Annotated in this window: 30 protein-coding genes; 21 read left to right on the forward strand and 9 right to left on the reverse strand. The window is 38.0% G+C overall.

Annotated elements, in window-relative coordinates:
* Nucleotides 1-67 precede the first annotated feature (67 nt).
* From CH365_RS13075 to CH365_RS13130, 13 genes are all read left to right on the forward strand, one after another.
* Nucleotides 68-553, forward strand: coding sequence for a VOC family protein (locus CH365_RS13075; protein ID WP_100769025.1), 486 nt, complete (start codon nt 68-70; stop codon nt 551-553).
* A 162-nt stretch (nt 554-715) separates the two neighbouring features.
* Nucleotides 716-1,240 (forward strand): hypothetical protein, encoded by a 525-nt coding sequence (locus CH365_RS13080; protein WP_125226320.1) that lies wholly within the window; start codon nt 716-718, stop codon nt 1,238-1,240.
* A 59-nt stretch (nt 1,241-1,299) separates the two neighbouring features.
* Nucleotides 1,300-1,863 (forward strand): dihydrofolate reductase family protein, encoded by a 564-nt coding sequence (locus CH365_RS13085; protein ID WP_100769027.1) that lies wholly within the window; start codon nt 1,300-1,302, stop codon nt 1,861-1,863.
* Between the two features lie 147 nt (nt 1,864-2,010).
* The gene (locus CH365_RS13090; protein WP_100769028.1) at nt 2,011-2,673 is read left to right on the forward strand and encodes a hypothetical protein; all 663 of its coding nucleotides are present in this window, start codon (nt 2,011-2,013) and stop codon (nt 2,671-2,673) included.
* 98 nt (nt 2,674-2,771) lie between these two features.
* Nucleotides 2,772-3,401: a YiiX family permuted papain-like enzyme gene (locus CH365_RS13095; RefSeq protein ID WP_100769029.1), complete on the forward strand. Its 630-nt coding sequence runs from the start codon at nt 2,772-2,774 to the stop codon at nt 3,399-3,401.
* 14 nt (nt 3,402-3,415) lie between these two features.
* Entirely contained in the window at nt 3,416-4,072 is a 657-nt protein-coding gene (locus tag CH365_RS13100) for a hypothetical protein (RefSeq protein ID WP_100769030.1), read from the forward strand.
* Between the two features lie 74 nt (nt 4,073-4,146).
* Nucleotides 4,147-5,133, forward strand: a complete 987-nt coding sequence (locus CH365_RS13105) for a leucine-rich repeat domain-containing protein (RefSeq protein WP_100769031.1) — start codon at nt 4,147-4,149, stop codon at nt 5,131-5,133.
* 304 nt (nt 5,134-5,437) lie between these two features.
* Nucleotides 5,438-5,956 carry a hypothetical protein gene (locus CH365_RS13110; RefSeq protein ID WP_100769032.1) on the forward strand — a complete coding sequence of 173 codons (519 nt, stop codon included), beginning with the start codon at nt 5,438-5,440 and terminating at the stop codon, nt 5,954-5,956.
* Between the two features lie 133 nt (nt 5,957-6,089).
* A complete protein-coding gene (locus tag CH365_RS13115; protein ID WP_100769033.1) occupies nt 6,090-6,557 on the forward strand; it encodes a DUF1772 domain-containing protein in 468 nt (155 codons plus the stop codon).
* Nucleotides 6,558-6,748: 191 nt separating this feature from the next.
* A complete protein-coding gene (locus tag CH365_RS13120; protein ID WP_100769034.1) occupies nt 6,749-7,054 on the forward strand; it encodes an RNA recognition motif domain-containing protein in 306 nt (101 codons plus the stop codon).
* Between the two features lie 161 nt (nt 7,055-7,215).
* Nucleotides 7,216-7,383, forward strand: a complete 168-nt coding sequence (locus CH365_RS20010) for a hypothetical protein (RefSeq protein WP_165782611.1) — start codon at nt 7,216-7,218, stop codon at nt 7,381-7,383.
* 133 nt (nt 7,384-7,516) lie between these two features.
* Nucleotides 7,517-8,074 carry a dihydrofolate reductase family protein gene (locus CH365_RS13125; RefSeq protein WP_100769035.1) on the forward strand — a complete coding sequence of 186 codons (558 nt, stop codon included), beginning with the start codon at nt 7,517-7,519 and terminating at the stop codon, nt 8,072-8,074.
* 157 nt (nt 8,075-8,231) lie between these two features.
* Nucleotides 8,232-8,630, forward strand: coding sequence for a VOC family protein (locus CH365_RS13130; protein WP_244283190.1), 399 nt, complete (start codon nt 8,232-8,234; stop codon nt 8,628-8,630).
* Nucleotides 8,631-8,709: 79 nt separating this feature from the next.
* Here CH365_RS13130 and CH365_RS13135 read toward each other — a convergent pair whose 3' ends face one another.
* Complete coding sequence (locus tag CH365_RS13135; RefSeq protein ID WP_100769036.1) at nt 8,710-9,126, reverse strand: SRPBCC family protein; 417 nt, start codon at nt 9,124-9,126, stop codon at nt 8,710-8,712.
* A 44-nt stretch (nt 9,127-9,170) separates the two neighbouring features.
* Here CH365_RS13135 and CH365_RS13140 point away from each other — a divergent pair, with 44 nt between their 5' ends.
* Nucleotides 9,171-9,533, forward strand: a complete 363-nt coding sequence (locus CH365_RS13140) for an MmcQ/YjbR family DNA-binding protein (RefSeq protein ID WP_100769037.1) — start codon at nt 9,171-9,173, stop codon at nt 9,531-9,533.
* Nucleotides 9,534-9,553: 20 nt separating this feature from the next.
* The gene (locus CH365_RS13145; RefSeq protein ID WP_100769038.1) at nt 9,554-9,943 is read left to right on the forward strand and encodes a DUF1801 domain-containing protein; all 390 of its coding nucleotides are present in this window, start codon (nt 9,554-9,556) and stop codon (nt 9,941-9,943) included.
* Nucleotides 9,944-9,991: 48 nt separating this feature from the next.
* Here CH365_RS13145 and CH365_RS13150 read toward each other — a convergent pair whose 3' ends face one another.
* The 3 genes from CH365_RS13150 to CH365_RS13160 are packed head-to-tail and all read right to left on the reverse strand — an operon-like array spanning nt 9,992 to nt 11,327.
* On the reverse strand, nt 9,992-10,459 hold the full coding sequence (locus tag CH365_RS13150) for an SRPBCC family protein (RefSeq protein ID WP_100769039.1): 468 nt from the start codon (nt 10,457-10,459) through the stop codon (nt 9,992-9,994).
* A gap of 60 nt (nt 10,460-10,519) precedes the next feature.
* On the reverse strand, nt 10,520-10,984 hold the full coding sequence (locus tag CH365_RS13155; RefSeq protein ID WP_100769040.1) for an SRPBCC family protein: 465 nt from the start codon (nt 10,982-10,984) through the stop codon (nt 10,520-10,522).
* Nucleotides 10,947-11,327, reverse strand: coding sequence for an ArsR/SmtB family transcription factor (locus tag CH365_RS13160; protein WP_100769041.1), 381 nt, complete (start codon nt 11,325-11,327; stop codon nt 10,947-10,949). The genes CH365_RS13155 and CH365_RS13160 overlap by 38 nt, the downstream gene beginning before the upstream one ends.
* Nucleotides 11,328-11,521: 194 nt before the next feature.
* Here CH365_RS13160 and CH365_RS13165 point away from each other — a divergent pair, with 194 nt between their 5' ends.
* From CH365_RS13165 to CH365_RS13180, 4 genes are all read left to right on the forward strand, one after another.
* Entirely contained in the window at nt 11,522-11,935 is a 414-nt protein-coding gene (locus CH365_RS13165; RefSeq protein ID WP_100769042.1) for a hypothetical protein, read from the forward strand.
* Between the two features lie 53 nt (nt 11,936-11,988).
* On the forward strand, nt 11,989-12,375 hold the full coding sequence (locus CH365_RS13170) for an iron chaperone (RefSeq protein ID WP_100769043.1): 387 nt from the start codon (nt 11,989-11,991) through the stop codon (nt 12,373-12,375).
* A gap of 144 nt (nt 12,376-12,519) precedes the next feature.
* Nucleotides 12,520-12,924 carry a DoxX family protein gene (locus CH365_RS13175; protein ID WP_100769044.1) on the forward strand — a complete coding sequence of 135 codons (405 nt, stop codon included), beginning with the start codon at nt 12,520-12,522 and terminating at the stop codon, nt 12,922-12,924.
* Between the two features lie 139 nt (nt 12,925-13,063).
* Nucleotides 13,064-13,675, forward strand: coding sequence for a hypothetical protein (locus CH365_RS13180; RefSeq protein ID WP_244283192.1), 612 nt, complete (start codon nt 13,064-13,066; stop codon nt 13,673-13,675).
* Between the two features lie 4 nt (nt 13,676-13,679).
* On the opposite strand, the gene CH365_RS13185 is transcribed toward CH365_RS13180, so the two are convergent.
* Nucleotides 13,680-13,910 carry a helix-turn-helix domain-containing protein gene (locus CH365_RS13185; RefSeq protein ID WP_100769045.1) on the reverse strand — a complete coding sequence of 77 codons (231 nt, stop codon included), beginning with the start codon at nt 13,908-13,910 and terminating at the stop codon, nt 13,680-13,682.
* Nucleotides 13,911-14,107: 197 nt separating this feature from the next.
* Between CH365_RS13185 and CH365_RS13190 the strand changes: the two genes are divergently transcribed.
* Together CH365_RS13190 and CH365_RS13195 are read left to right on the forward strand one after the other, a co-directional pair.
* Nucleotides 14,108-15,661, forward strand: coding sequence for an NAD(P)/FAD-dependent oxidoreductase (locus CH365_RS13190; RefSeq protein WP_100769046.1), 1,554 nt, complete (start codon nt 14,108-14,110; stop codon nt 15,659-15,661).
* A gap of 51 nt (nt 15,662-15,712) precedes the next feature.
* Nucleotides 15,713-16,156 (forward strand): DUF1801 domain-containing protein, encoded by a 444-nt coding sequence (locus CH365_RS13195; protein WP_100769047.1) that lies wholly within the window; start codon nt 15,713-15,715, stop codon nt 16,154-16,156.
* A gap of 54 nt (nt 16,157-16,210) precedes the next feature.
* On the opposite strand, the gene CH365_RS13200 is transcribed toward CH365_RS13195, so the two are convergent.
* From CH365_RS13200 to CH365_RS13215, 4 genes are all read right to left on the reverse strand, one after another.
* Complete coding sequence (locus CH365_RS13200) at nt 16,211-16,639, reverse strand: acyl-CoA thioesterase (RefSeq protein ID WP_100769048.1); 429 nt, start codon at nt 16,637-16,639, stop codon at nt 16,211-16,213.
* 21 nt (nt 16,640-16,660) lie between these two features.
* On the reverse strand, nt 16,661-17,380 hold the full coding sequence (locus CH365_RS13205) for a hypothetical protein (RefSeq protein WP_100769049.1): 720 nt from the start codon (nt 17,378-17,380) through the stop codon (nt 16,661-16,663).
* A 53-nt stretch (nt 17,381-17,433) separates the two neighbouring features.
* Nucleotides 17,434-19,002, reverse strand: a complete 1,569-nt coding sequence (locus CH365_RS13210; RefSeq protein WP_100769050.1) for an FMN-binding glutamate synthase family protein — start codon at nt 19,000-19,002, stop codon at nt 17,434-17,436.
* Between the two features lie 94 nt (nt 19,003-19,096).
* Nucleotides 19,097-19,894 (reverse strand): UDP-2,3-diacylglucosamine diphosphatase, encoded by a 798-nt coding sequence (locus tag CH365_RS13215; RefSeq protein WP_100769051.1) that lies wholly within the window; start codon nt 19,892-19,894, stop codon nt 19,097-19,099.
* Between the last annotated feature and the right edge of the window lie 124 nt (nt 19,895-20,018).

Genomic DNA, 20,018 nt, shown 5'->3' on the forward strand with positions numbered 1-20,018 from the left:
GAATATGATAAGATTGAATAGCTACTACCGTTTTCGTAGTAATGATCAATCTAACTAAGGAGCTCGAATGCAAAAGGTAGTAACTTTTCTTTGGTTTAACGATCAGGCAAAAGAAGCGGTAGATCTTTACGTATCGCTGTTTGAAAATGCAAAAATAACAAACACATCGTATCTCACAGAGTCCGTGGCAAAGGCAGCCGGAAAGAAAGTCGGAGATTTGTCGACAATAGACTTTGAACTGAATGGCCAAAATTTTACTGCGCTAAATGGCGGCCCGATGTTTACTTTTAACGAAGCTATCTCAATAGCGGTAAACTGCAAAACTCAGGAAGAGATTGATAAGCTATGGGACGCACTGTCCAAAGGTGGCGAAGAAATTTCTTGTGGATGGCTTAAAGATAAATATGGTGTAACGTGGCAGATTATGCCGGAAAGCCTAGACATCATGATGCGTGATCCGGACATTGCTAAAGCTGATCGGGTCGGAGCCGCCATGCTTAGTATGGGTAAACTGAATATAAACGAACTCGAAAAAGCTTACAAAGGCGAATAATAATTTCGTTTTTGATAGATTATTCGAAAAATGTATAAGCTTTACCCGACGATCTTACTTATTATTTGTTTGATTCAGTGTATTTATATTGACTCGAAATCGTTTCCTAACAATTGGAAAAGATCTAACAGTAATATTGAGAGTTGTTTAGATATCTCAGGTTTGTATAGCTGCAATGGTGCGACGATTTTTATATCTGAAACGGAAGATAGGATAGTCAATGTCGGAGAAAAAAGAGATAGTGAGTTTAATCAAATTCTTTCTAATTTATTCGGGAATCCTTCGGTAGTATATAATTTGAGTAAGAAAAAGCAGTGTTTGCTTACAGTTAAGCAAACATTTTGTAATGAGGTTACAGTAAGTATGGATGCAGTTGCTGAACTTCGTTCAAATGAAACTGAGAAAATTCACTTTAGCTCAAATGTTCCGATTGCAAGTTTTAACAAAGAGTTTATTAGTTTAAATACAACTGATTTACCTGCTTCTACCGTCTATTTTGGAACTTGGAAGATATATAATCGTGAAAACTATATTATTTATATTGGAGAAAACGGAGAATTGATAATAAACAGTCAGGCTACATTCATAGGCACTTACGTGTGGCCATTTCTGTTGGTTCCGCTTTTTCACAAAAAATCATCTTGGACAAAGTTTGATATTTTAAAGAACTCGAACTCGCTTCCATGACGTTTTAGAAAAGACTGTAAAAAAGATGAAATAGAGATAAGCGATAATAAAAGGAACATATGAGAAAGTTAATTGCAGCAATTAATATGACGATTGACGGGTTTTGCGACCATACCTCAGGTGTGCCTGACGAAGAAATACATCAACATTACGCTGATCTATTGAGAAGTGCCGATGCTGCTTTATATGGCAGGATAACCTACCAGCTTATGGAATTTTGGCGAACTGTGTTAGAAACTCCCACCGGCGATAAGGTAATGGACGACTTTGCAGTTGCAATTGACAACACTCCGAAGATTGTTTTTTCCCGCACACTGAAAAATGTTGATTGGAAAACTGCAAAATTAGCAAGTCAAGACCTTGAGAAAGAAGTTTTGGAACTCAAACAACAATCGGGTAAAGATGTTTTTGTATGCAGTCCGAGCTTGATCGTAGCTTTAACAAAACTTAATTTAATAGACGAATATCAACTTTGTGTTCATCCTGTTATCGCAGGAAGTGGTTTACAATTATTTAAAAACATCAGCGAAAAAATTACGCTTAAACTTATAAAGACTAAAACTTTTAGCGTTGGTGCAATTATTCTTTATTATGAACCGCAATATGCCGGAGTTCCTCGTTAGTTAGCTCATAATACGAAATAGTTATTTATATCGTATTATGAAGGATACGGCGCCTACTATCTCATGCCAAGTCCCTATCAACTTGGCTAACGCATCGAAAAAGGAATTTCCTGAAGTTAAAAAATTTCTCGAGGAAAATAAGGAAAAATGAAGAAAAGTTTATTAATATTGATTTTAGTTTTCAGCTATTGTATGAGCATTCCTCGAAACGTTTATGAAGTTGATAAGGTAGACAAAAAAATTGAAGTAACCAAAAAGAATTTGAATATTAGATTCTTATCCGATTTGAGATCAGGAGAAAATATTGATTATTCGTTTCTTGCCCTATTACCCTTTGTTCCATCGGGCGAAATAATATTGGATTTCCCGGAGTCCGATCGAGCTTCTATGGGGACACCCATGAAATATCATTTCGCTGATATTCTAAAAAGAGAATTTGAAAATAAATTTGCGTTTAGCAAAATCAATATCTCCGAATCAGATCTTGCACATTCAGATTATACGATTGAAGGTAATTTGAACAAATATTCTTGTAGCAGAGGGCTTTATTTTTATGGTTTAAGCGCATTGGGTCCTTTGCTTTGGTATTTTGGTGTTCCTGCAATCATTACTTCATGCGAATTGAATGTTGAAATCAATATTAGAAATGAGAAGAATGCGATAATATTTACTAAAAGATATACTGGTAGTAAGTCTGTTTGGTCCGGACTCTATTATAACTTAACTACATTCAATAAAGTTCATAGTTTGCTTATTAAACGATTTGTTGTGGAATTGCTGGAAGATTCCGAAGAAGTTTTCAAAAAATAACCGTATTATTTCGATTACCAACGATCAAATTTGCTTCAATAATTATCAAAACACGACCAAGCCAAATTGCAAAAATATTACGTTCTAAAGGGTTACTAATGAAAAGATTTCTGATAATTTTAATTGGATTTTCACTTTACAGTTTTCTTCCGGACTTATTCGCAAAAGCTAATGTATCTCAAAACTTGCTGGAAGGAGATGTCATATTTCATGAATCAAATTCTGAACAAGCGCGTGCGATTAAATTAGCAACAAAATCTAGATACACGCATGTAGGCATAATTTTTAAATATAATAATGAATTTAAGGTGTTAGAAGCGGTTGAGCCCGTTAGAATTACTTCATTGTCTGCATTTATCAAGCGGAGTCAAAATGGTCACTATGTAATCAAAAGACTCAAAGAAAGGGAAAGCGTGTTAACGGATGAGAAAATATCTGAAATGAAAAAATATGGTAATTCTCTTTTGGGCAAACACTATGATATTTATTTTGGCTGGGATGATAACCTGATTTATTGTACAGAACTTATATGGAAGCTTTACGATAAATATACAGGCAAAAGGTTAGGGGAGCTTAGGACTTTAAAGGATTTTGATCTTTCTTCTTCTATTGCGCAGCGTTTAATGAAGAAAAGATATGGGAATAACGTACCTTATTCGGAACCAGTTATCTCTCCTGTGGATATGTTTAATTCTCCTGAATTGATCACAGTAATTGACCGTAATTAGCAATTAGATAGAACATGAGTATATCAACAAAAAACTTAAATAAACTTTCAGATATCAAAACGATCAAAAATTTATCAAAGGCTCTTGCAGCGTTAGATGCAATCCTTTGCCCAGAATGGGAACTCAGATATTATTCCTACGATTCTAAATGGTCCGATATGGAAGAACTCGGTTCGATGCGAGATGGAAGTGGTAGCGAATATAAGATACTGTTTAGTCAGTATGGAGCTGCAATTAATGGTTTTGATCGTGACTCAAAAATGTCGCCTTGGATGAAGAAGAAGCCTGCATATTGGCCAGGGTTATTCGAAGGAATGCCGTCTGAATTTCAAGAATTCATCGAAACTGAACCCATCCCTTCTATCGGTACTACATTTTTTATTTGGCGTCTAAATAAGGATCAAACATGGAAAACAGGTGATATAGTATTTCCAAAAGGTGGAGACGATGGCTCTCAAGAATTACTATATATACTAGATGGTAATCCGCTTACGTATCAGAAGTGGGCGGAAGAATATTATGAAATAGAAGTTAGCTTGGACTTAGTTAAGAAAATCTATAATATGAGCAAGATAGACAATTCTTTCTTAAAAAAGTTGAAAATCAAAGTAGACAATTTAGGACAACTGAAAAGCGATTTGATTGAAATTAATTATCCAGTTAATTTATAGTTCACCCGAACTTCACCTAACTGTATATTTCGGGCTGTATACATTTCCCCAAATTGAACTAACAAGAGAACTAAATGAAACATCACTTTATTGATTTTCTAGATCGAGAAGGCGGATATTGGGAGATGATTCCCAATCGGGATCGTTACGAATATGATATTGCAAATATTCAGGAAGGAGATAAAAAAGTTTCAATAGTTAAATACGGGAAAGCAAATAAGGATTGGAGAAAAATTTTTTCATTGCCTAATGTCGAAGAAGTAACACTTCATGAACCTGATAACGAACAGTTAGAATCAATTTGCAAATTACAATCTATAAAACGGTTACGAATTTCTTTCGTAAGACTAAAGAATCTAAATTTTATTTCTTCCATGAGAAAATTAGAGGAGCTAGTTCTTGAATACGCTTCCGGTTTTTCTGATTTATCACCGCTGAGTGAACTTCAAAAATTAAAATCTTTACATTTAGAAAACCTACGTCGAGTTTCGGATTTTTCTGGACTCGATGGACTAAAAAAACTTAAATATTTATATATTGATGGCACGTTAGATTGGCCACAGCCAATAGACAATTTCGAATTTCTCGCTAAACTTCAAGATCTTGAAGTTTTGAGATTTGGGCGTATCATAAATAAATTACCTTTCCCTTCTTTACTCCCCATTGTAAAATTAAAGAATTTAAAAAAGATATGGGCCCCCAATAATATCTTAGACGTTAAGGAATTTGCCTTGATAGAAGCATGCTTTCCGAAAGTGCAAGGTGCAACAAGGGCGCCTTTTTCTAAGATTGCATATTCTGATATATTCCTTCCAAAAACTGACGTTAGATCATCGCTTTCTGACGATGATATTCTCAAGTATCATCCGGAGGTTAAAATCGATTATAAAGGAAAGAGAAAAATTGCGGACCCAAATTCCGAATGGTTTGAATTTTTAGGTAAAAGTGCGGGGAGGGTTAAGTGTAATAGCCCAAGCTCAGCTGAAAAATGTTCTGAATATGCTGCAAAATATGAATCTTTAAAAAAGGAAGCATTAGCTATAATTAAAAAAGCCCGATAGTAGCCAATTCATTGGTGTATTTACAATTTCAAGCACCAATTCTGTAGATCATCTTTCTTGTGCCGCAATAGGAATTTATAACAATTTGGCTTTTTCTTCTAAATGTAGAATTGACAATACTTCTTATGGGTATCTTAATTGGACCTCTTCTTTCTACAAAGAAAGAGATTTCACGGGAAAAAGTATGACTCGCAATAGATACGTTATTCACATCTTCTTTACGTTCCTATGTCTTATGGTTCCTGCTGGGTTTAATTTTTCTTGTGCAACAACTGCTTCGAATAACACACCCTCCGAGAATGCCATGAGATTCCCTACTCTTGATCTTACATCTGCACCTGTGATTTACGAAGACAAACAAATGCGAGTTCGTGCGTTTAACTGCCAACGGGGGAATTTACTAACAGTCGTCGGACAAAACTTTCGCCCTACGACACCAAATCGTCTAATGTTGGTTCTGACATTAATTTTCGAAAACCCGCACCCTAGTCAGTCATTACCTATAAACTACCAGACGATTTTTGCACAATATCGGATCCAGGATCCTGATGTGCCTGTAGCCCCCGGTGAAAAGCCTGGCTTGCGACCTCCTGAAATGATTATCCAGGTGGACAAAGCGGGGAAAGAAAGTATTCCGCAATGGACGTTTGGGATGCGTCATTATGATATGATTGCACCGAAGGATTGGCTTGCTCTCCGATTTTTATGGAGCTTTCCAAAACCCAAGGCTCCTGATATGGTGATTGTCAATCGTTCTTATACTGCTGCGATCCTTGACGATCTTCTTAGCAAGATTCCAATGCCAAGCGCTTGTGACCAATAATGGCCCCAAAAATTTTCTAGACAAAATTCGAACAAGGTCCTGTTACCACGCTTAGCTTTCGCGAAATATTATCATACCTTGGTTGATTAAATGAAGAAGTGAACTAGAATTGTTACAGAATGGAAGATAATGTATGAGTATATTTACTAAAATTACGGGACTTATTACAGTATTAGTTCTTGGCTTAACTGCCGGGGCAATGCTAACAGAAGCCGTAATCATCGTTCCCTTTTGGTTGAGTCTATCACCAACTGAATTCTTCGATTGGTATTCAAAAAACCAGGCTGCGTTGGTTAATTATTATAGTCCGCTTGAGATTTGGAGTGTAATTCTCACATTAGTTACTTCTATCCTGCTTCTTATAACGAAACAAGAAGGCAAACTGCCAATGGTAGCATCTACAGTTCTATCTATTCTTGTAATAGTGACATTTTTCATTTTTTTTAAAGACGCAAATGCTAGTTTCAATACGCGTTCTATCGCACATGATAAATTAGCATCAGCCATTATTACCTGGGGGAATTGGCAATGGTTAAGAGTAGGATTAGGAATAGCTGCGTTTATATTCGGATTATTTGCCATCCAATCCGCCAAGAAATAACTTTATATCCCTGGAATGGGTTCTTACTTTTCTTCCATTTTTAGAAAATGTTCTTGCAATGAGACCTATTTGAGCTTCTAGTGGTAACTAAGTTCTTTACTCGTTCTGTTTTTAGTGCAAACCCGTAATGATCGAAATTAATTGTCATACGGATTATTTATTCAAATCTGTGTGGAACGAGGATAAAATCCATGTCAGCCAAATTGTTTGTAGGCGGCCTTAGCTGGTCAACTACTGATCAAACCTTACGCCAAGTATTTGAAGTTCACGGCGCTGTTCAAGAAGCCAATGTTGTAGTAGATCGCGAAACCGGTAGATCTAGAGGATTCGGTTTTGTTACCTTCTCCGATCAGAATTCAGCGCAAGCTGCAGTTTCTGAACTAAACGGGAAAGATTTAGACGGACGTAATATTGTAGTTTCCGTTGCAGAAGAAAGACCTAGGTCTGATCGCAACAGAGGCGGTAACAATAAAAAGTTCGACCGTAACCGCTGGTAATCCGCTTAATCGCTTTTCACCTTTTTACACCACCAATCCTAAATTTCAATTTAGGTTGGTGGTGTCTCTAATCCACAATAACTATACACTTCCGTACTTTTTGCTTCGAATCATTTTGTATCGAGGGCGGTAATAGACTTTTTAATCAATAGGAATTTCATATGGCAAAAAAAGGAAATTTATCGTACGTGAAAAGACAACGGGAAATAAAGAAGAAAGAAATTAGACAAGAGAAAATAGAGAGGCGAAAAATTCGCAGTGAAGAAAAAAAGAACGGAGTTCCAGGGGAAGAGTCTCCTCCTGCTGCAGAAACAGAAGAACAACCTTAATATTTATAATTATCTCACTAAATACAACTTCTGAAAAACTCTAAGTTTTTTCAAATTTAGCTTCTTCCTTATATCCTCTTTACTTTTGCTAATCTAAGCCGTTATTCTATCTGCACCTCCTGCGAGCATGTGTATGAAAAAAATTGTTTTTGCGATCAATATTACTACTGATGGGTTTTGCAGTCATACGGACATGATTGCTGATGACCAGTTGCATAAATATTTCACTGACCTCTTGCGAAAGGGGAGTATTATGCTCTATGGTCGAATAACGTATCAACTCATGGTACCTTTTTGGCCAGAAGTTGCTAGAGACCAATCGATGTCCGAAATAAGTAATGAGTTCGCTCGTGTTTTTACTTCGCTCGATAAGATCTTATTCTCCACTACATTGAAACAAACGGAAGAAACGAATACTAGACTTGTGAGCGGAAACATTATTGAAGAAATACTTCAATTGAAGCAGCAGTCTGGAAAAGATATATTAGTAGGTAGTCTAAGCCTAGCAACTCAGCTTTTGGAACACGATTTGATTGATGAATATCGTTTCGTAGTTCATCCGGTCATTGCCGGTAAAGGGCCACGATTATTTGATGCCGTAAATTTGCAGCAAACTCTTCGCCTGGACTTCCTTGGTTCGGAAACTTTTCAATCTGGCGTTATTGCCCTTCATTATAAAAAACGTATCTGACAAATAGATCTTTAAAAACTTCCGGTTTCAAGATTGCCCGGTAACTTCTTCCATTACCTTTGTCATAAATATCTTATTGAATGGGACACAAATTTTGTTATGCGGATGTGCCTAGTATATATAGTATCGGAAAAGTTCGATAGTTTGGAGGCCATCTATGAAACGAGTTACAGGTATTGGCGGGATTTTTTTCAAAGCTCAGGACCCTGCTAAATTAGGTTCCTGGTATAAAACTCATCTCGGCATAGATGTTCAATCTTGGGGTGGTGCGGCTTTTCGTTGGGTCGATGATGCCGGTAATCCTATAAACGGCACGACTGCTTGGTCAGTTGGAGACGGTTCTTACTTTGCTCCAAGTAATTCCACATTTATGGTGAACTATAGAGTGGAAGATCTTCATGGGCTCTTGAAACTTCTTCGTGAAGAAGGTTGTCAAGTACTGGAGAAGGTAGAGGAATCCGAGTATGGGATATTCGGTTGGGTCATGTCATGGATCCGGAAGGTAATAAGGTCGAGTTATGGCAGCCACCGGAAGGGCAATAACAATCGGTATTGAATATTATTGGCTTATAGCAGCTCTTGTTGCTGGTGGACTTGCAGCCGTTGGATCTTATATTCCACAAGTCCTTGATTTATTAATTTAGCTCTGTATACTTTTTAAAGTTATCAAGTATCGCCTGCCAACCGCCTCTTTGCATCTCAATTGGGTTTTGTGATTCAGGATCAAAATTAACGACTACAAGAGTTTTGTTATTTTGATTCTCGAAGCTAACAGTTGCCTTCCTACCGTCTCCCATCGTATAACTAAAATTTTTCTGATCAACGACCGAATCATAAATTGCTTCAAACTCGAAGCCGAAACTTCCATCCTTAGCTTCCATTCTTGCACTGTACTTACCGCCTGGTCTCATATCGTTTTTTGCCCAAGGGCATTGCCAGTCGTCCGTCGCAAAATTCCATTTGATAATATGTTGCGGATTGGTGTAGTAGTCCCAAACTTTTTTAATGTCTGCAGATATAGTAGATTGAATGGTGATTTGTTTTGAGTCCATTTTAGGGAATCTATCAGACTATTCTTTAACGGAAAGCATTTTATATGATATCCTTAGACAAAGTAAGAAAACTTGCTTTAGCCCTTCCTGAAGCAAAAGAAGAACCTCATTTTGAAAAGATTTCATTCAGAGTGAATAAAAAGATTTTTGCAACGGTGGATCAGGAAAATAAAAAGATCGTTCTTAAATTCGATCAGAATGACCAGGACTTCTTTTCTTTAGCTTCTAAGGGCTCCGTTTATCCTATAGACAATAAATGGGGACAGCAGGGCTGGACCTGTGTTGAAATGAAATCTACTGATTTAGCTTTATTCAAAGATATGTTAGTCGTTTCTTATTGCGGGGTTGCTCCGAAAAGGCTTATAGAAACGGTCAGGCAAAATCGGAAGTCCAGTAATAAACTATAAATTCAACTACCATAAATCGTATGAATAAAGAAGTCCAAAAATACAATAATTCACAAACTAAAATCGAAAAAGAGATTTGTGATATCCTTTCCCAAGAAATTAATCTTCATCTGCCTAAAGCGGAAAATAAGATTTGGCATGCTCATCCAGTTTGGTTCTTGGATGGGAATCCGATCGTTGGTTATAGTAAACTTAAAACTTGCATTCGATTACTTTTTTGGAGCGGACAATCCTTTGAAGAAGAAGGTTTGGAGCCGGAAGGAACTTTTAAAGCAGCAGAAGTCCGTTATACGAGTCCTGATCAAATCAATAAAAAAGACTTAAAACGTTGGGTGAATAAAGCCAAGAAAATCCAATGGGATTACAAGAATATCGTGAAACGAAAAGGTGTCCTAGAAAGATTAAAATAATTTTATAAAAGAAGCGCGACGTTATTCAATAACCCCGCGCTTAAACTGTTAATTAAAGTCATCAATCTTAAGATCATCTGGTGCAGGTTTACCAGTACCAGTTTCAATCAAATCTTTTAGACTAAGTAAGAAAACTGCCCATTTCATACTACAATGTGCCGTAAAATCGCTCTCCACTTTCCAATCTTGGTGCCTAAAATAAATAAGAGTCAATGCTGTTCCGTCAGGCGCAGTTCCCGGATTCAATTTGAAATTGATATGGGAGCCGATCCAATCTTCCGGTCCTGATGTACATTCCCATAGAACATTTTGTGATGAAAGTTCCTGGACCTTCATGTCGATTCCTGCTATTCCGAAATCAAAATGAATAGGTTCTCCTATACCGGAAGTCCCTCCTGTAAACGGTCCGCCCACATGTTTAGTCCACCATCCTGAAAGCCCTTCTTTAGTCGTCAGCGCATTGATGACATCCGCAGCGCCTGCACGAACGCCTATCTTATGATAGATTCCGTTCATCTTATTCTCCTTACGTTTGTTGTTTCTTTTTCTTTCCGGCTTATTGCCGATAAAAGTGCTCTATTCTTTTTTTCCGACCTGCCATTTCTCAAGGCTGTCCAGAATATGGGTCCATCCTGCCTTATGGGAAGTGGCTGCATCTTCTCCTATTAAACGTTCATGGATTAACGTTATGAGTGTTTGAGGTTTCTTGTTTGTATTTAAAAATTCTTCTTGTAAGAGATCGAAAGTAACTGTGACTAATGTATCTAAGCCTTCCGTTGCATGTGATCTCCAAGTAAATACCAACTTTTTCGGCTCTTCGATGATCTGATATTCACCTTCATGAGGAAGAACTTTACCTTCATGTAACATATTGATTTTAAATTTACCACCCGGGCGAGGATCCAATATGGCAGACTCAATCCCGATTGAACTCCCTGGTAAAAACCAACTGGAAAATTCTTCCGCTTTTAGCCAGGCTCGAAACAATCTAATCGGTTCTGCGTTAATTCTTTTTTCTATTTTTATGACCTGGTTTATCATGATCCTGCTCCTCTATAAAAGATTCTAGTCTATCGAGTTTGTTAGCCCAAAATTCCTGATGATATGTAAGCCATGCAGAAGCTTCCATTAGAGATTGGTTTTGTAGTTCAAGTCGGAAGCTACGACCGTCTTCTTGGTCTCGCACTTTACGAACTAAGCCAGCCGATGTAAGTACATCTATATGTTTAGCCACTCCCGCAAATGACATAGAAAAAGGTTCTGCTAACTCTGAAATGGTGAGGGGCCTTTTTCGCAATTTTGCAAGCATTTGCCTTCTTGAACTATCCGCAAGAGCAGCGAATACTCGATCCAACCTTTGTTCATTTTTATGAAATACAACCATTTAGTTGAATAAATTGACCTTAGCCTCGGATTGTCAAATATTAAACTAGTTGGTTTAATAAATTTTTGAAACTTTCTGAGGTTGGCTATTGGCTAAAAGATCGGTTTATAGGGAATAGGAGGATAATTTTGCACTTGCATTGTTTTAATAAGCCTTTTAAATCATTCATTTTTTGAATCGTGGAGCATTAGATTATGAATCCTTATGTTAGAAATACCTTATCCGTGATTGCCGGCCTTTTTATAGGAAGTGTAGTAAATATGGGACTTATTACAATCAGCGGGAGTATTATTCCTCCTCCTGAAGGTGCTGATGTGACCACAATGGAAGGACTAAAGGCTTCCATTCATTTGTTCCAACCCAAACATTTTATATTTCCCTTTTTAGCTCATGCTCTTGGAACATTCGTGGGGGCGATAGTTACAGCTTTTCTTGTAACAAATCATAAACTCAAATTTGCTTTGGTGATAGGAGCCTTCTTTTTAGCTGGCGGGACCGCAAACGTTTTAATGCTCCCTTCGCCTGCTTGGTTTAATGTCCTAGATCTGGTTGGAGCTTATATTCCGACAAGTTATCTCGCAGGAATATTGATCATTAAGAAAAAATAAATTAGATCGAACGGACCTTACCCATAAGGTCCAAATTTTTTTCAGGCCTATATATGGATAAGACAAAAAACACATTCCAATTAATTGACGAATACATCAAAACTTTTCCGAAAGAGGTCCAGTCCATTCTTCAGGAGCTCAGAAAAGTGATCCAAGAAGAAGCTCCGGAAGCAAGTGAGAAGATCAGCTATCAAATCCCCACTTTCTATTTAAATGGGAATTTAGTCCATTTTGCCGCTTATAAAAATCATATCGGCTTCTATCCGGGAGCAAGCGGTATTGCCAAATTTAAGAAAGAAATTGATAAATACAAAAATGCAAAAGGTTCTGTCCAATTTCCGATCGATCAACCTTTACCTATGGATCTGGTTCGTAAGATTGTGAAATTCAGGGTAGGAGAATTTAAGAAGAAGGTCCCTAAGAAAACGAAAAAGAAATAATTTTCTAGGCTCAACATCGATAAGTAGCAATCTTTGCGACAAAGATTTGATTGTTACAAAATCGAATTAAAAATTCTTGTAATAGTTCTTGAACTTTTCCACCGAAGATTCCAGAATTGCCCTCTCATTTGGAGGAAATATAGAATGGGATCTGAAAACGTATCGAAAGGCCAACTCTGGACCGGTCGAGTACTCAGTGGATTAGTTACACTCTTTCTACTTTTTGACGGAGTAATGAAATTTTTCTTGGACAAACTGCCGCCGGATGCTCAAGCAGAAGGAGCTAAACTAGGCTATCCACCTGAAGTAATGCCTTACTTAGGAATGATTCTGATCGTTAGTACTTTGTTATATGCATTTCCTAGGACTGCGGTTTTAGGAGCGACCTTACTCACCGGTTATTTGGGCGGAGCAGTTGCCACTCATGTTCGTGTTTTAAATCCATTAGGTTCTCATATTTTATTCCCTACCTATATGGGAATTATTCTATGGGCTGGACTTTATCTCAGATTTCCTAAGTTGAGAGAAGTAACCCCCTGGCAGAAATAAGTAATGAAGTCGCGATGTAGATGATCCTAACTAAGGAAAAATTTGCATCGTGACTGTTCTTCCGATTTATAGGATATATTGATTAGTTCTGTTCTTCTTTTTAAATTGTGAAAGAATGATCTAAAAAAATCGGGGAAACTTGAAGTATAAATTCTTAATATTCTTCCTTCTGTTCTTTTGTATCTATTGCGGCACTACGATCCAAGTCGTCCAAGATCCATTTAGAGATATCACGATCGTCAAAATGGACATGGACCATGAAGCAAAAGTGGATAATCCGAATAAAAACGTTTATTCTTACGGAGGTCAATACGCAAAAGAAATTAAGAATGGGGTCATTTCCCAAATTACTTTGATCATCCGAATCCAAGGTTCCGAAACTCTTGCTGCATTGGGACCGGAAGCTTATATCAAAATAGATCGTAAATCCACGAAACTTGTTCTATTGGATTCTAATTATTTTGCTAATCAGGTAACTGTTCGTACTCAGGTTCCAGCAAACATGGGACCAGGAATTGGCTTTGGCTACAGTACAGTTCCTGCAACTACGACTCGGACTTCTACCTTAACTTCTAATATTCTTTCCGGGAAATTGACTTTTACGAAGGAAATGGAAAATGATATTCTTTCCGCTAAATCGCTCCAATACAGATTGTATAGTGCGAATGACGCAATTGATTTATTCGTTTCCGAATCTCAGTTAGAAACCATCCAAAAGTTTATAAAGAATAGGGGAGAAGTTCAGAAGTAAGTTCTTATTTCCGAGAGAATGCGGAGAAAAAATATACCGCAGGTTTATCGTACAATTGATATAATTTTAGAAATATCTCAACTTCTAAAGATATCCTTCCCGATTCTATTTTAGAAATGAAACTTTGACTAGTCCCGATCTTTCGAGCGACATCCGATTGACTTAATCCTGCTTCGATCCTTGCTTGTCTAAGGGACTTTAAGAATTTTTTCTTTTGTCGGTCCGTTACTTTCAAGATCTACCTGGTTTACCAACTTAGCGGTGATTCTAGGATTTTTGCGATTCTAATTTTGATCTTCCTCCGGAATCTTCATTTTCGGTATAAACTCTACTTTCGATTTATTCCAAACCCTCCTTAAAATTCCTTGCCTCCTTCTTCCCTTCTTTTTTAATTCCATTACATACAAATCCTAAAACTTTTGGTCCTGAACTATGACCCAAGAATTAGAACTTAGGCTTTTGCCTGAGATCGCCGAACAACCGAATCGGCTCACAGAATATATCTCTAAATCTAAAAAGATCTCTATGTCGGATATAACACATATTGAGGTCTTAAATCATTCTATTGATGCCAGACAAAAAACTGTTTTTGTTAATCTCAAAGTCCGAGTTTATATCAACGAGGAATTTGTTTCTGAACAGATCAGTCTTCCTAATTATCCGGATGTTAAAAATTCTAAAGAAGTGATCGTAATCGGTGCAGGGCCTGCAGGTTTATTCTCCGCACTGGAACTCATTGAATCCGGTTTGAAACCGATCGTTCTCGAAAGAGGAAAGGACGTCAAATCAAGACCAAAAGATCTTCAGAATATCAATGCACATCATATCGTGGATGAGGATTCTAATTATTGTTTTGGAGAAGGTGGGGCAGGCACTTATTCAGACGGTAAACTTTATACAAGATCCAAGAAAAGAGGTAACGTCCGTCGTATTCTAGAGCTACTTGTGGGTTTTGGAGCAAATCCTAATATTCTAATAGAAGCACATCCCCATATAGGGACCAACAAACTTCCAAGTATTGTCCGTAAAATGAGGGAAACCATCCAAGAAAGAGGTGGAGAAGTCCATTTCAACCAAAGAGTGACTGATTTGATCTTGGATGGGAATTCTATCAAAGGTGTGGTTACGAAGAATGGAGATCGTTTTCTCTCCGATAAAGTGATCTTAGCTACAGGGCATTCCGCCAGAGATATATTCGAATTACTTTATCATAAAGGAATAGAGATCCATTTAAAACCTCTAGCAATAGGAGTAAGAGTAGAACATAAACAATCCTTAATAGACTCCATCCAGTATAGTTGTGAGGATAGAGGACCTTTTCTTCCTCCTTCACCTTACAGTATTGTAAAACAGATTCAGGGAAGGGGAGTATACTCTTTCTGCATGTGTCCTGGAGGAGTGATTGCCGCCTGCGCCACAAGACCGGGAGAAGTTGTGACTAATGGATGGTCTTCTTCTAGAAGGGCAAGGCCAACTGCAAATTCGGGAATAGTAGTGGAGCTCCGACAAGAGGATTTTCTACCTTTCCAGAAATATGGTCCACTGGCTGCAATGGAATTCCAAAGGGAGATAGAACAGAAGGCCTGGATCACTGGAGGAAAAACCCAAACTGCTCCTGCCACTAGACTCGCGGATTTTGTAGAAGGCAAAATTTCTTCCGATCTTCCTAAAACTTCTTATCCTCCTGGAATTATATCTGCGGATCTTTCTTCCGTACTTCCTAAATTTATAATGAAAGCCTTGCAAAACGGATTTAAGGAATTTGATAAATCCATGAAAGGATATCTAACCAACGAGGCCGTGGTCCATGCCCCAGAGACCAGGACTTCTTCTCCTGTTAGTATTCCCAGGGACTCGGAATCTTTGGAACATATTCGTATTAAAGGGTTGTACCCTTGCGGCGAAGGAGCCGGTTATGCGGGTGGAATAGTATCCGCTGCCATGGACGGGATTAGATGTGCACAAGCTTGCGCAGTTAGTATTTAAGTATTCTAATTTTGTGATAAAATAGTTTCTACAAACACGATCATAAAAGCCATGACCCAAAAAAAGAATCATTTTCAAAAATTCACCAACCAAGACGTCGCTGAAACCTTCGCAGATTACTCTCCTTCTGTACGAGAGAAATTATTTCATTTAAGAGAATTGATTTTTGAAACTGCAAAAGAAGCACAAGGAGTAGGCAAGGTAGAAGAAGTGCTAAAATGGGGGCAGCCCAGTTATATCACTCCCGAATCCAAAAGTGGGACTACAATCCGGATCGACGCCTTAAAAGGGGAGTCGAAAGAATATGCGATCTTCTTCCATTGCCAAACGGATCTGATCTCCAGATTTAGGAAATTATATCCTAAAAAATTCCGCTTTGAAGGAAATAGGAGTATTATCTTTTCCGAAAATACTAAGATCCCTGAAAAGGAATTAAAACAATGTATTTCTTTTGCACTAACTTATCACTCGGATAAAAAGAAAAAGTTAAATTAAAAAAGCTGCAATTCTTATTAAGAAAAAGAAATATACTTTGTTTTAGTATATTTGTCAAAACCAGGACTTAAAAACTTCCGGAATATTGCTGACTGTTCGAGTAGAATAATCCATAAATACGAGTCCTGTTTTTGCATTACATACAAGCTTACCGTTAATAGGTCCATCCGTATGAATCATTCTGTAATATAGATCGCAACCTTTCGCGCTGAAATCCCCCGCCCCGATCTCCACTCTGATTTGGTCTCCGAAAAATGCCTCAGCTTTGTATTCTACCACTAAGTCAGTGAGAATGATTCCGTGTCCATTTACGTCTAATTCGGAAAATCCTTTTTCTCTGAATAATCTTGCTCTGGATTCATGTAAAAGAGAAACCACTCTATCATGAGCTAAATGTCCTGCAAAATTTGTATCATAAATCCTGATATTTAAGCTGGTGGACCAGGCCAATTTTTCAGGCAGATCCAATTGAACTCTTGCCATTATTTATCCTTTTTGAATATACTAGTTGTTATAGCCTTTTTCTTTACGGGCATCTTCTAATTTTCGGATTACGTCTTCCGCTTCCTGTATTTTCTCTCTTTCTTCTTCCGGGGTCATTGTTTCCGGCTGGCTAGGCAGAGTGAGATTGTCCATCTGCGTATTGTCTTTTAAGAAAAAGATCCCGTAAGAAATCAATCCTATAATCAAGCCGGAAATGATACTTATCCTTTGCCCTGCTTCTATTCCATAGAATAGGACTAGTATGACCAGAAAAGAAAAGTATATAAAGAATATCAAATATACGATGGATCCAAAAATCCCTGTAAATCCGAAAAAAATCAGTAACCCTAAGATTAAGAAAGGATAAGAGAGTTTGGAACTTAATTCTAACCCTCTATTGGTCTCAAACGAGTACGAGAAAATTTGAGAAACTCCCCAGAGTATTCCAGTTCCGGCTGCTAAATAAATCAGAGTATAGAGTAATGCATATAGGGTTCCGAAAAATAAATCCGGTAGGATCACTCTGGTAAACATATTCAGAATGGACCCGCCTAAAAACACGTATTGTAATCCTAATGCGTGAAAAGAAAGATGTGCGAAAAAATATCCAATCAAGATCGGGATAGAAGTTGTAATGAATAGGTTCGGATATCCAGGGAAGGGGCCTTTTTTTTGAAGTTCTTCCTTAGGGGAACGTAGAAAGTTCCAGAAATTTTGAAAAAAGGATGAGATCAGTTTCATTCGGGTCCCGCAAATATTTACAGGGACCCGGCCTAATGCAAGCGATTTAAAAACTAACCGAGTGCGGTGATATTGCTCGTATAATCCATCATAGTGGTGAATCTTATCGGAGCTCTTTCGTATTCCAAAACTTCAGTCAAGGTCCTGAATCTATTTTGACCAGCTCCAATCTCTATATCGTTCCCTGTGAATTGAAGAGGGTGTTCGTATCCGCAAGCATGTGCTACTGATAATAATTCTTTTCTAAATCCTTTGATATAGTTTGCTGCACGTTTTGCTTTTAACTCCACATCTAAACCGGCTTGTAACCATTTACTTTGTGTAGCTACCCCTGCAGGGCAATGTCCCGTATGACATTTTTGGGCCTGGATACAGCCGATAGACATCATAGTCTCTCTTGCCACATGGATCAGATCGCAACCCATTGCGAATGCGACTATAGCTCTGTCCGGAAAGCCTAATTTGCCACTCCCGATCCAGACCACTCTGTCCGCGATTTCGTACTTTTGAAAAATCTTATATACTCTAGCAAATCCCACCTTAAAAGGAAGGGAGACGTGATCGGTAAACGTTAAGGGTGCTGCTCCTGTTCCTCCTTCTCCTCCGTCGATGGTAATGAAATCAGGACCTTGGCCTGTTTCTCTCATCCGACTCGCAAGTTCTTCCCAAAACTTAGATTCTCCCACTGCACTTTTTATCCCCACGGGAAGTCCGGAGGTAGACGCTAATTTTTCTATAAATTCGATCAGGCTTTTTACATCGTCGAACTCGGTATGTGCATTAGGCGAAATACAGTCTTGCCCAGGTTTGATTCCTCTGATTTCTGCGATCTCTTTAGTGACTTTTGCTCCCGGCAATATTCCTCCTTTTCCAGGCTTAGCGCCTTGGGAAAGTTTAATCTCTATCGCCCTCACATTCGGATTCGCATCTAAACGTTTTAGGAACTGATCTAAGGAGAATTTACCTTTTTCGTCTCTTGCTCCGAAGTAACCTGTACCCAATTGCCACACAACGTCAGCGCCGAAATTATGATAAGGAGAAAGCCCACCTTCTCCCGTATTATGATAACAGCGTGCGATCTTTGCTCCTTTATTGAGCGAAGATACCGCTCTTTCTCCTAGAGATCCGTAAGACATCGCGGAAATATTTACAACGGAGGCAGGTCTATATAATTTTTTTCTGTTTCTGAATTCTCCCATTACTTTGAGAGACGGAATCATAGAACTATCACCTTCTATAAACTTTGCTTTGCTGTCAGCAAACGGAAAAGCAGAATGTTTGATGATCGGGTAACCTGCGTCATACAATAATTCCGTAGTTCCAAAACCGAAATTATTATTTTGCATCTTGGATGTGGCATAGACCCAGGATCTTTCTGCTCTATTAAAGGGCATCTCCTCCTTATCATTTGCCACCCAGTATTGTCTGAGCTCGGGTCCTATCTTTTCGAATAAGTATCTAATGTGACCTACGATGGGAAAGTTATGTTTGATCGTATGTTTTTTCTGGAATATATCATGGATAAAAACGCAGAATAAAAAAAGAAAAACGACCGCTGACCAGAAAAGCCAAGCGTGTTCATCTATTAAGTTTAGATATTCTAGAAATAGTTCTTCGGACATGCGCCGAAGTATAGCCGACAGGCAAGAAATTGCAAATTAGTTTTTAGGGGCTCCACATTTAAGCTTTGTGTGAAGCGACAATATCGGAAAACAATCAAACATGTAGGACGAATTCTTTTTTGAATTCTTTTCTGGCAGTCATCCGAATTCCGGAAAATTTTTTGCCATCCTGGATTACGAAACTATTACTCTTCACCCAGTCCCCCGTATTGATAATATTCATTTTAGGGATACATAAGAAATCATGGGTATGACCCGAAATTAAGACCTTCTTATCTTGGTGGGTGAGTTTGGAAAGTTTTTGATAATAGTGTAATGTCTCTTCTACAGTACTTGGGTCTTGCCTGTTTAAATGTTTATGGTAGAAGTTTTCGGAAAATTTGAACATTGCCGGAAATGCAGATGCGAATACGTGAAGTACCCTCAGCACAAGAATCGAGCCCATCCAGGTAAATTTATTATATTGGCCTTGGTGGCCATGAATGGCGATTAGAGTTTCATTCTCCGCCTTCTCGCAGATAATCCAACCTCTTTCGATTAAATAATGTTCTACCTTAGGAGTCAGTCTCATTAGATAAGAAGTGGTATCGTGGTTCCCTACGATATAATATTTTTTGCCGTTGCCTGAAGCGAGTCTGTCTAGGCGTTCAAAAAGTTTATTAAACCTTTTTTTGCCTTTTACTCTTTGTAATCTTCTATCCGCACTGAAAAACCAGTTTTCAATAATGTCCCCGACTAGATACAGATTGTCGAACCTGACTTCTTTTTTGTTTAAATGGTCGAGTAGCTGGAATAGTTCTTTGTGTTTGTGGGATTTTATCTTCTTATTTAGAAGATAATGGATATCCGAAATGAAAAACGCATCATAAAGTCTTCCTCTTCGAAATTTCATTTAGTAGAATAATACCTTACTTCCATAAGACGAAATCCTGCAAGATTGTCAACGGATTCGGTACTCGGATCGACTTTCTAAAAACTTTCCGATATAAAAAAACGATTACATTTTTTAGAAAGTC

This window comes from Leptospira neocaledonica (assembly GCF_002812205.1).
In the GTDB taxonomy this organism is placed as follows: Bacteria; Spirochaetota; Leptospiria; order Leptospirales; family Leptospiraceae; genus Leptospira_B; species Leptospira_B neocaledonica.

Bases quoted from the DNA above. Each gene is read 5' to 3' on its own strand.
- CH365_RS13165 (WP_100769042.1), top strand. From the start codon at position 11,522: ATGAATCCTTATGTTAGAAATACCTTATCCGTGATTGCCGGCCTTTTT.
- CH365_RS13105 (WP_100769031.1), top strand. From the start codon at position 4,147: ATGAAACATCACTTTATTGATTTTCTAGATCGAGAAGGCGGATATTGG.
- CH365_RS13115 (WP_100769033.1), top strand. From the start codon at position 6,090: ATGAGTATATTTACTAAAATTACGGGACTTATTACAGTATTAGTTCTT.
- CH365_RS13155 (WP_100769040.1), bottom strand. From the start codon at position 10,984: ATGATAAACCAGGTCATAAAAATAGAAAAAAGAATTAACGCAGAACCG.
- CH365_RS13145 (WP_100769038.1), top strand. From the start codon at position 9,554: ATGAATAAAGAAGTCCAAAAATACAATAATTCACAAACTAAAATCGAA.
- CH365_RS13110 (WP_100769032.1), top strand. From the start codon at position 5,438: ATGAGATTCCCTACTCTTGATCTTACATCTGCACCTGTGATTTACGAA.
- CH365_RS13135 (WP_100769036.1), bottom strand. From the start codon at position 9,126: ATGGACTCAAAACAAATCACCATTCAATCTACTATATCTGCAGACATT.
- CH365_RS13190 (WP_100769046.1), top strand. From the start codon at position 14,108: ATGACCCAAGAATTAGAACTTAGGCTTTTGCCTGAGATCGCCGAACAA.
- CH365_RS20010 (WP_165782611.1), top strand. From the start codon at position 7,216: ATGGCAAAAAAAGGAAATTTATCGTACGTGAAAAGACAACGGGAAATA.
- CH365_RS13205 (WP_100769049.1), bottom strand. From the start codon at position 17,380: ATGAAACTGATCTCATCCTTTTTTCAAAATTTCTGGAACTTTCTACGT.
- CH365_RS13090 (WP_100769028.1), top strand. From the start codon at position 2,011: ATGAAGAAAAGTTTATTAATATTGATTTTAGTTTTCAGCTATTGTATG.
- CH365_RS13215 (WP_100769051.1), bottom strand. From the start codon at position 19,894: ATGAAATTTCGAAGAGGAAGACTTTATGATGCGTTTTTCATTTCGGAT.
- CH365_RS13170 (WP_100769043.1), top strand. From the start codon at position 11,989: ATGGATAAGACAAAAAACACATTCCAATTAATTGACGAATACATCAAA.
- CH365_RS13085 (WP_100769027.1), top strand. From the start codon at position 1,300: ATGAGAAAGTTAATTGCAGCAATTAATATGACGATTGACGGGTTTTGC.
- CH365_RS13120 (WP_100769034.1), top strand. From the start codon at position 6,749: ATGTCAGCCAAATTGTTTGTAGGCGGCCTTAGCTGGTCAACTACTGAT.
- CH365_RS13195 (WP_100769047.1), top strand. From the start codon at position 15,713: ATGACCCAAAAAAAGAATCATTTTCAAAAATTCACCAACCAAGACGTC.
- CH365_RS13125 (WP_100769035.1), top strand. From the start codon at position 7,517: ATGAAAAAAATTGTTTTTGCGATCAATATTACTACTGATGGGTTTTGC.
- CH365_RS13100 (WP_100769030.1), top strand. From the start codon at position 3,416: ATGAGTATATCAACAAAAAACTTAAATAAACTTTCAGATATCAAAACG.
- CH365_RS13200 (WP_100769048.1), bottom strand. From the start codon at position 16,639: ATGGCAAGAGTTCAATTGGATCTGCCTGAAAAATTGGCCTGGTCCACC.
- CH365_RS13210 (WP_100769050.1), bottom strand. From the start codon at position 19,002: ATGTCCGAAGAACTATTTCTAGAATATCTAAACTTAATAGATGAACAC.
- CH365_RS13150 (WP_100769039.1), bottom strand. From the start codon at position 10,459: ATGAACGGAATCTATCATAAGATAGGCGTTCGTGCAGGCGCTGCGGAT.
- CH365_RS13095 (WP_100769029.1), top strand. From the start codon at position 2,772: ATGAAAAGATTTCTGATAATTTTAATTGGATTTTCACTTTACAGTTTT.
- CH365_RS13140 (WP_100769037.1), top strand. From the start codon at position 9,171: ATGATATCCTTAGACAAAGTAAGAAAACTTGCTTTAGCCCTTCCTGAA.
- CH365_RS13160 (WP_100769041.1), bottom strand. From the start codon at position 11,327: ATGGTTGTATTTCATAAAAATGAACAAAGGTTGGATCGAGTATTCGCT.
- CH365_RS13175 (WP_100769044.1), top strand. From the start codon at position 12,520: ATGGGATCTGAAAACGTATCGAAAGGCCAACTCTGGACCGGTCGAGTA.
- CH365_RS13075 (WP_100769025.1), top strand. From the start codon at position 68: ATGCAAAAGGTAGTAACTTTTCTTTGGTTTAACGATCAGGCAAAAGAA.
- CH365_RS13130 (WP_244283190.1), top strand. From the start codon at position 8,232: ATGAAACGAGTTACAGGTATTGGCGGGATTTTTTTCAAAGCTCAGGAC.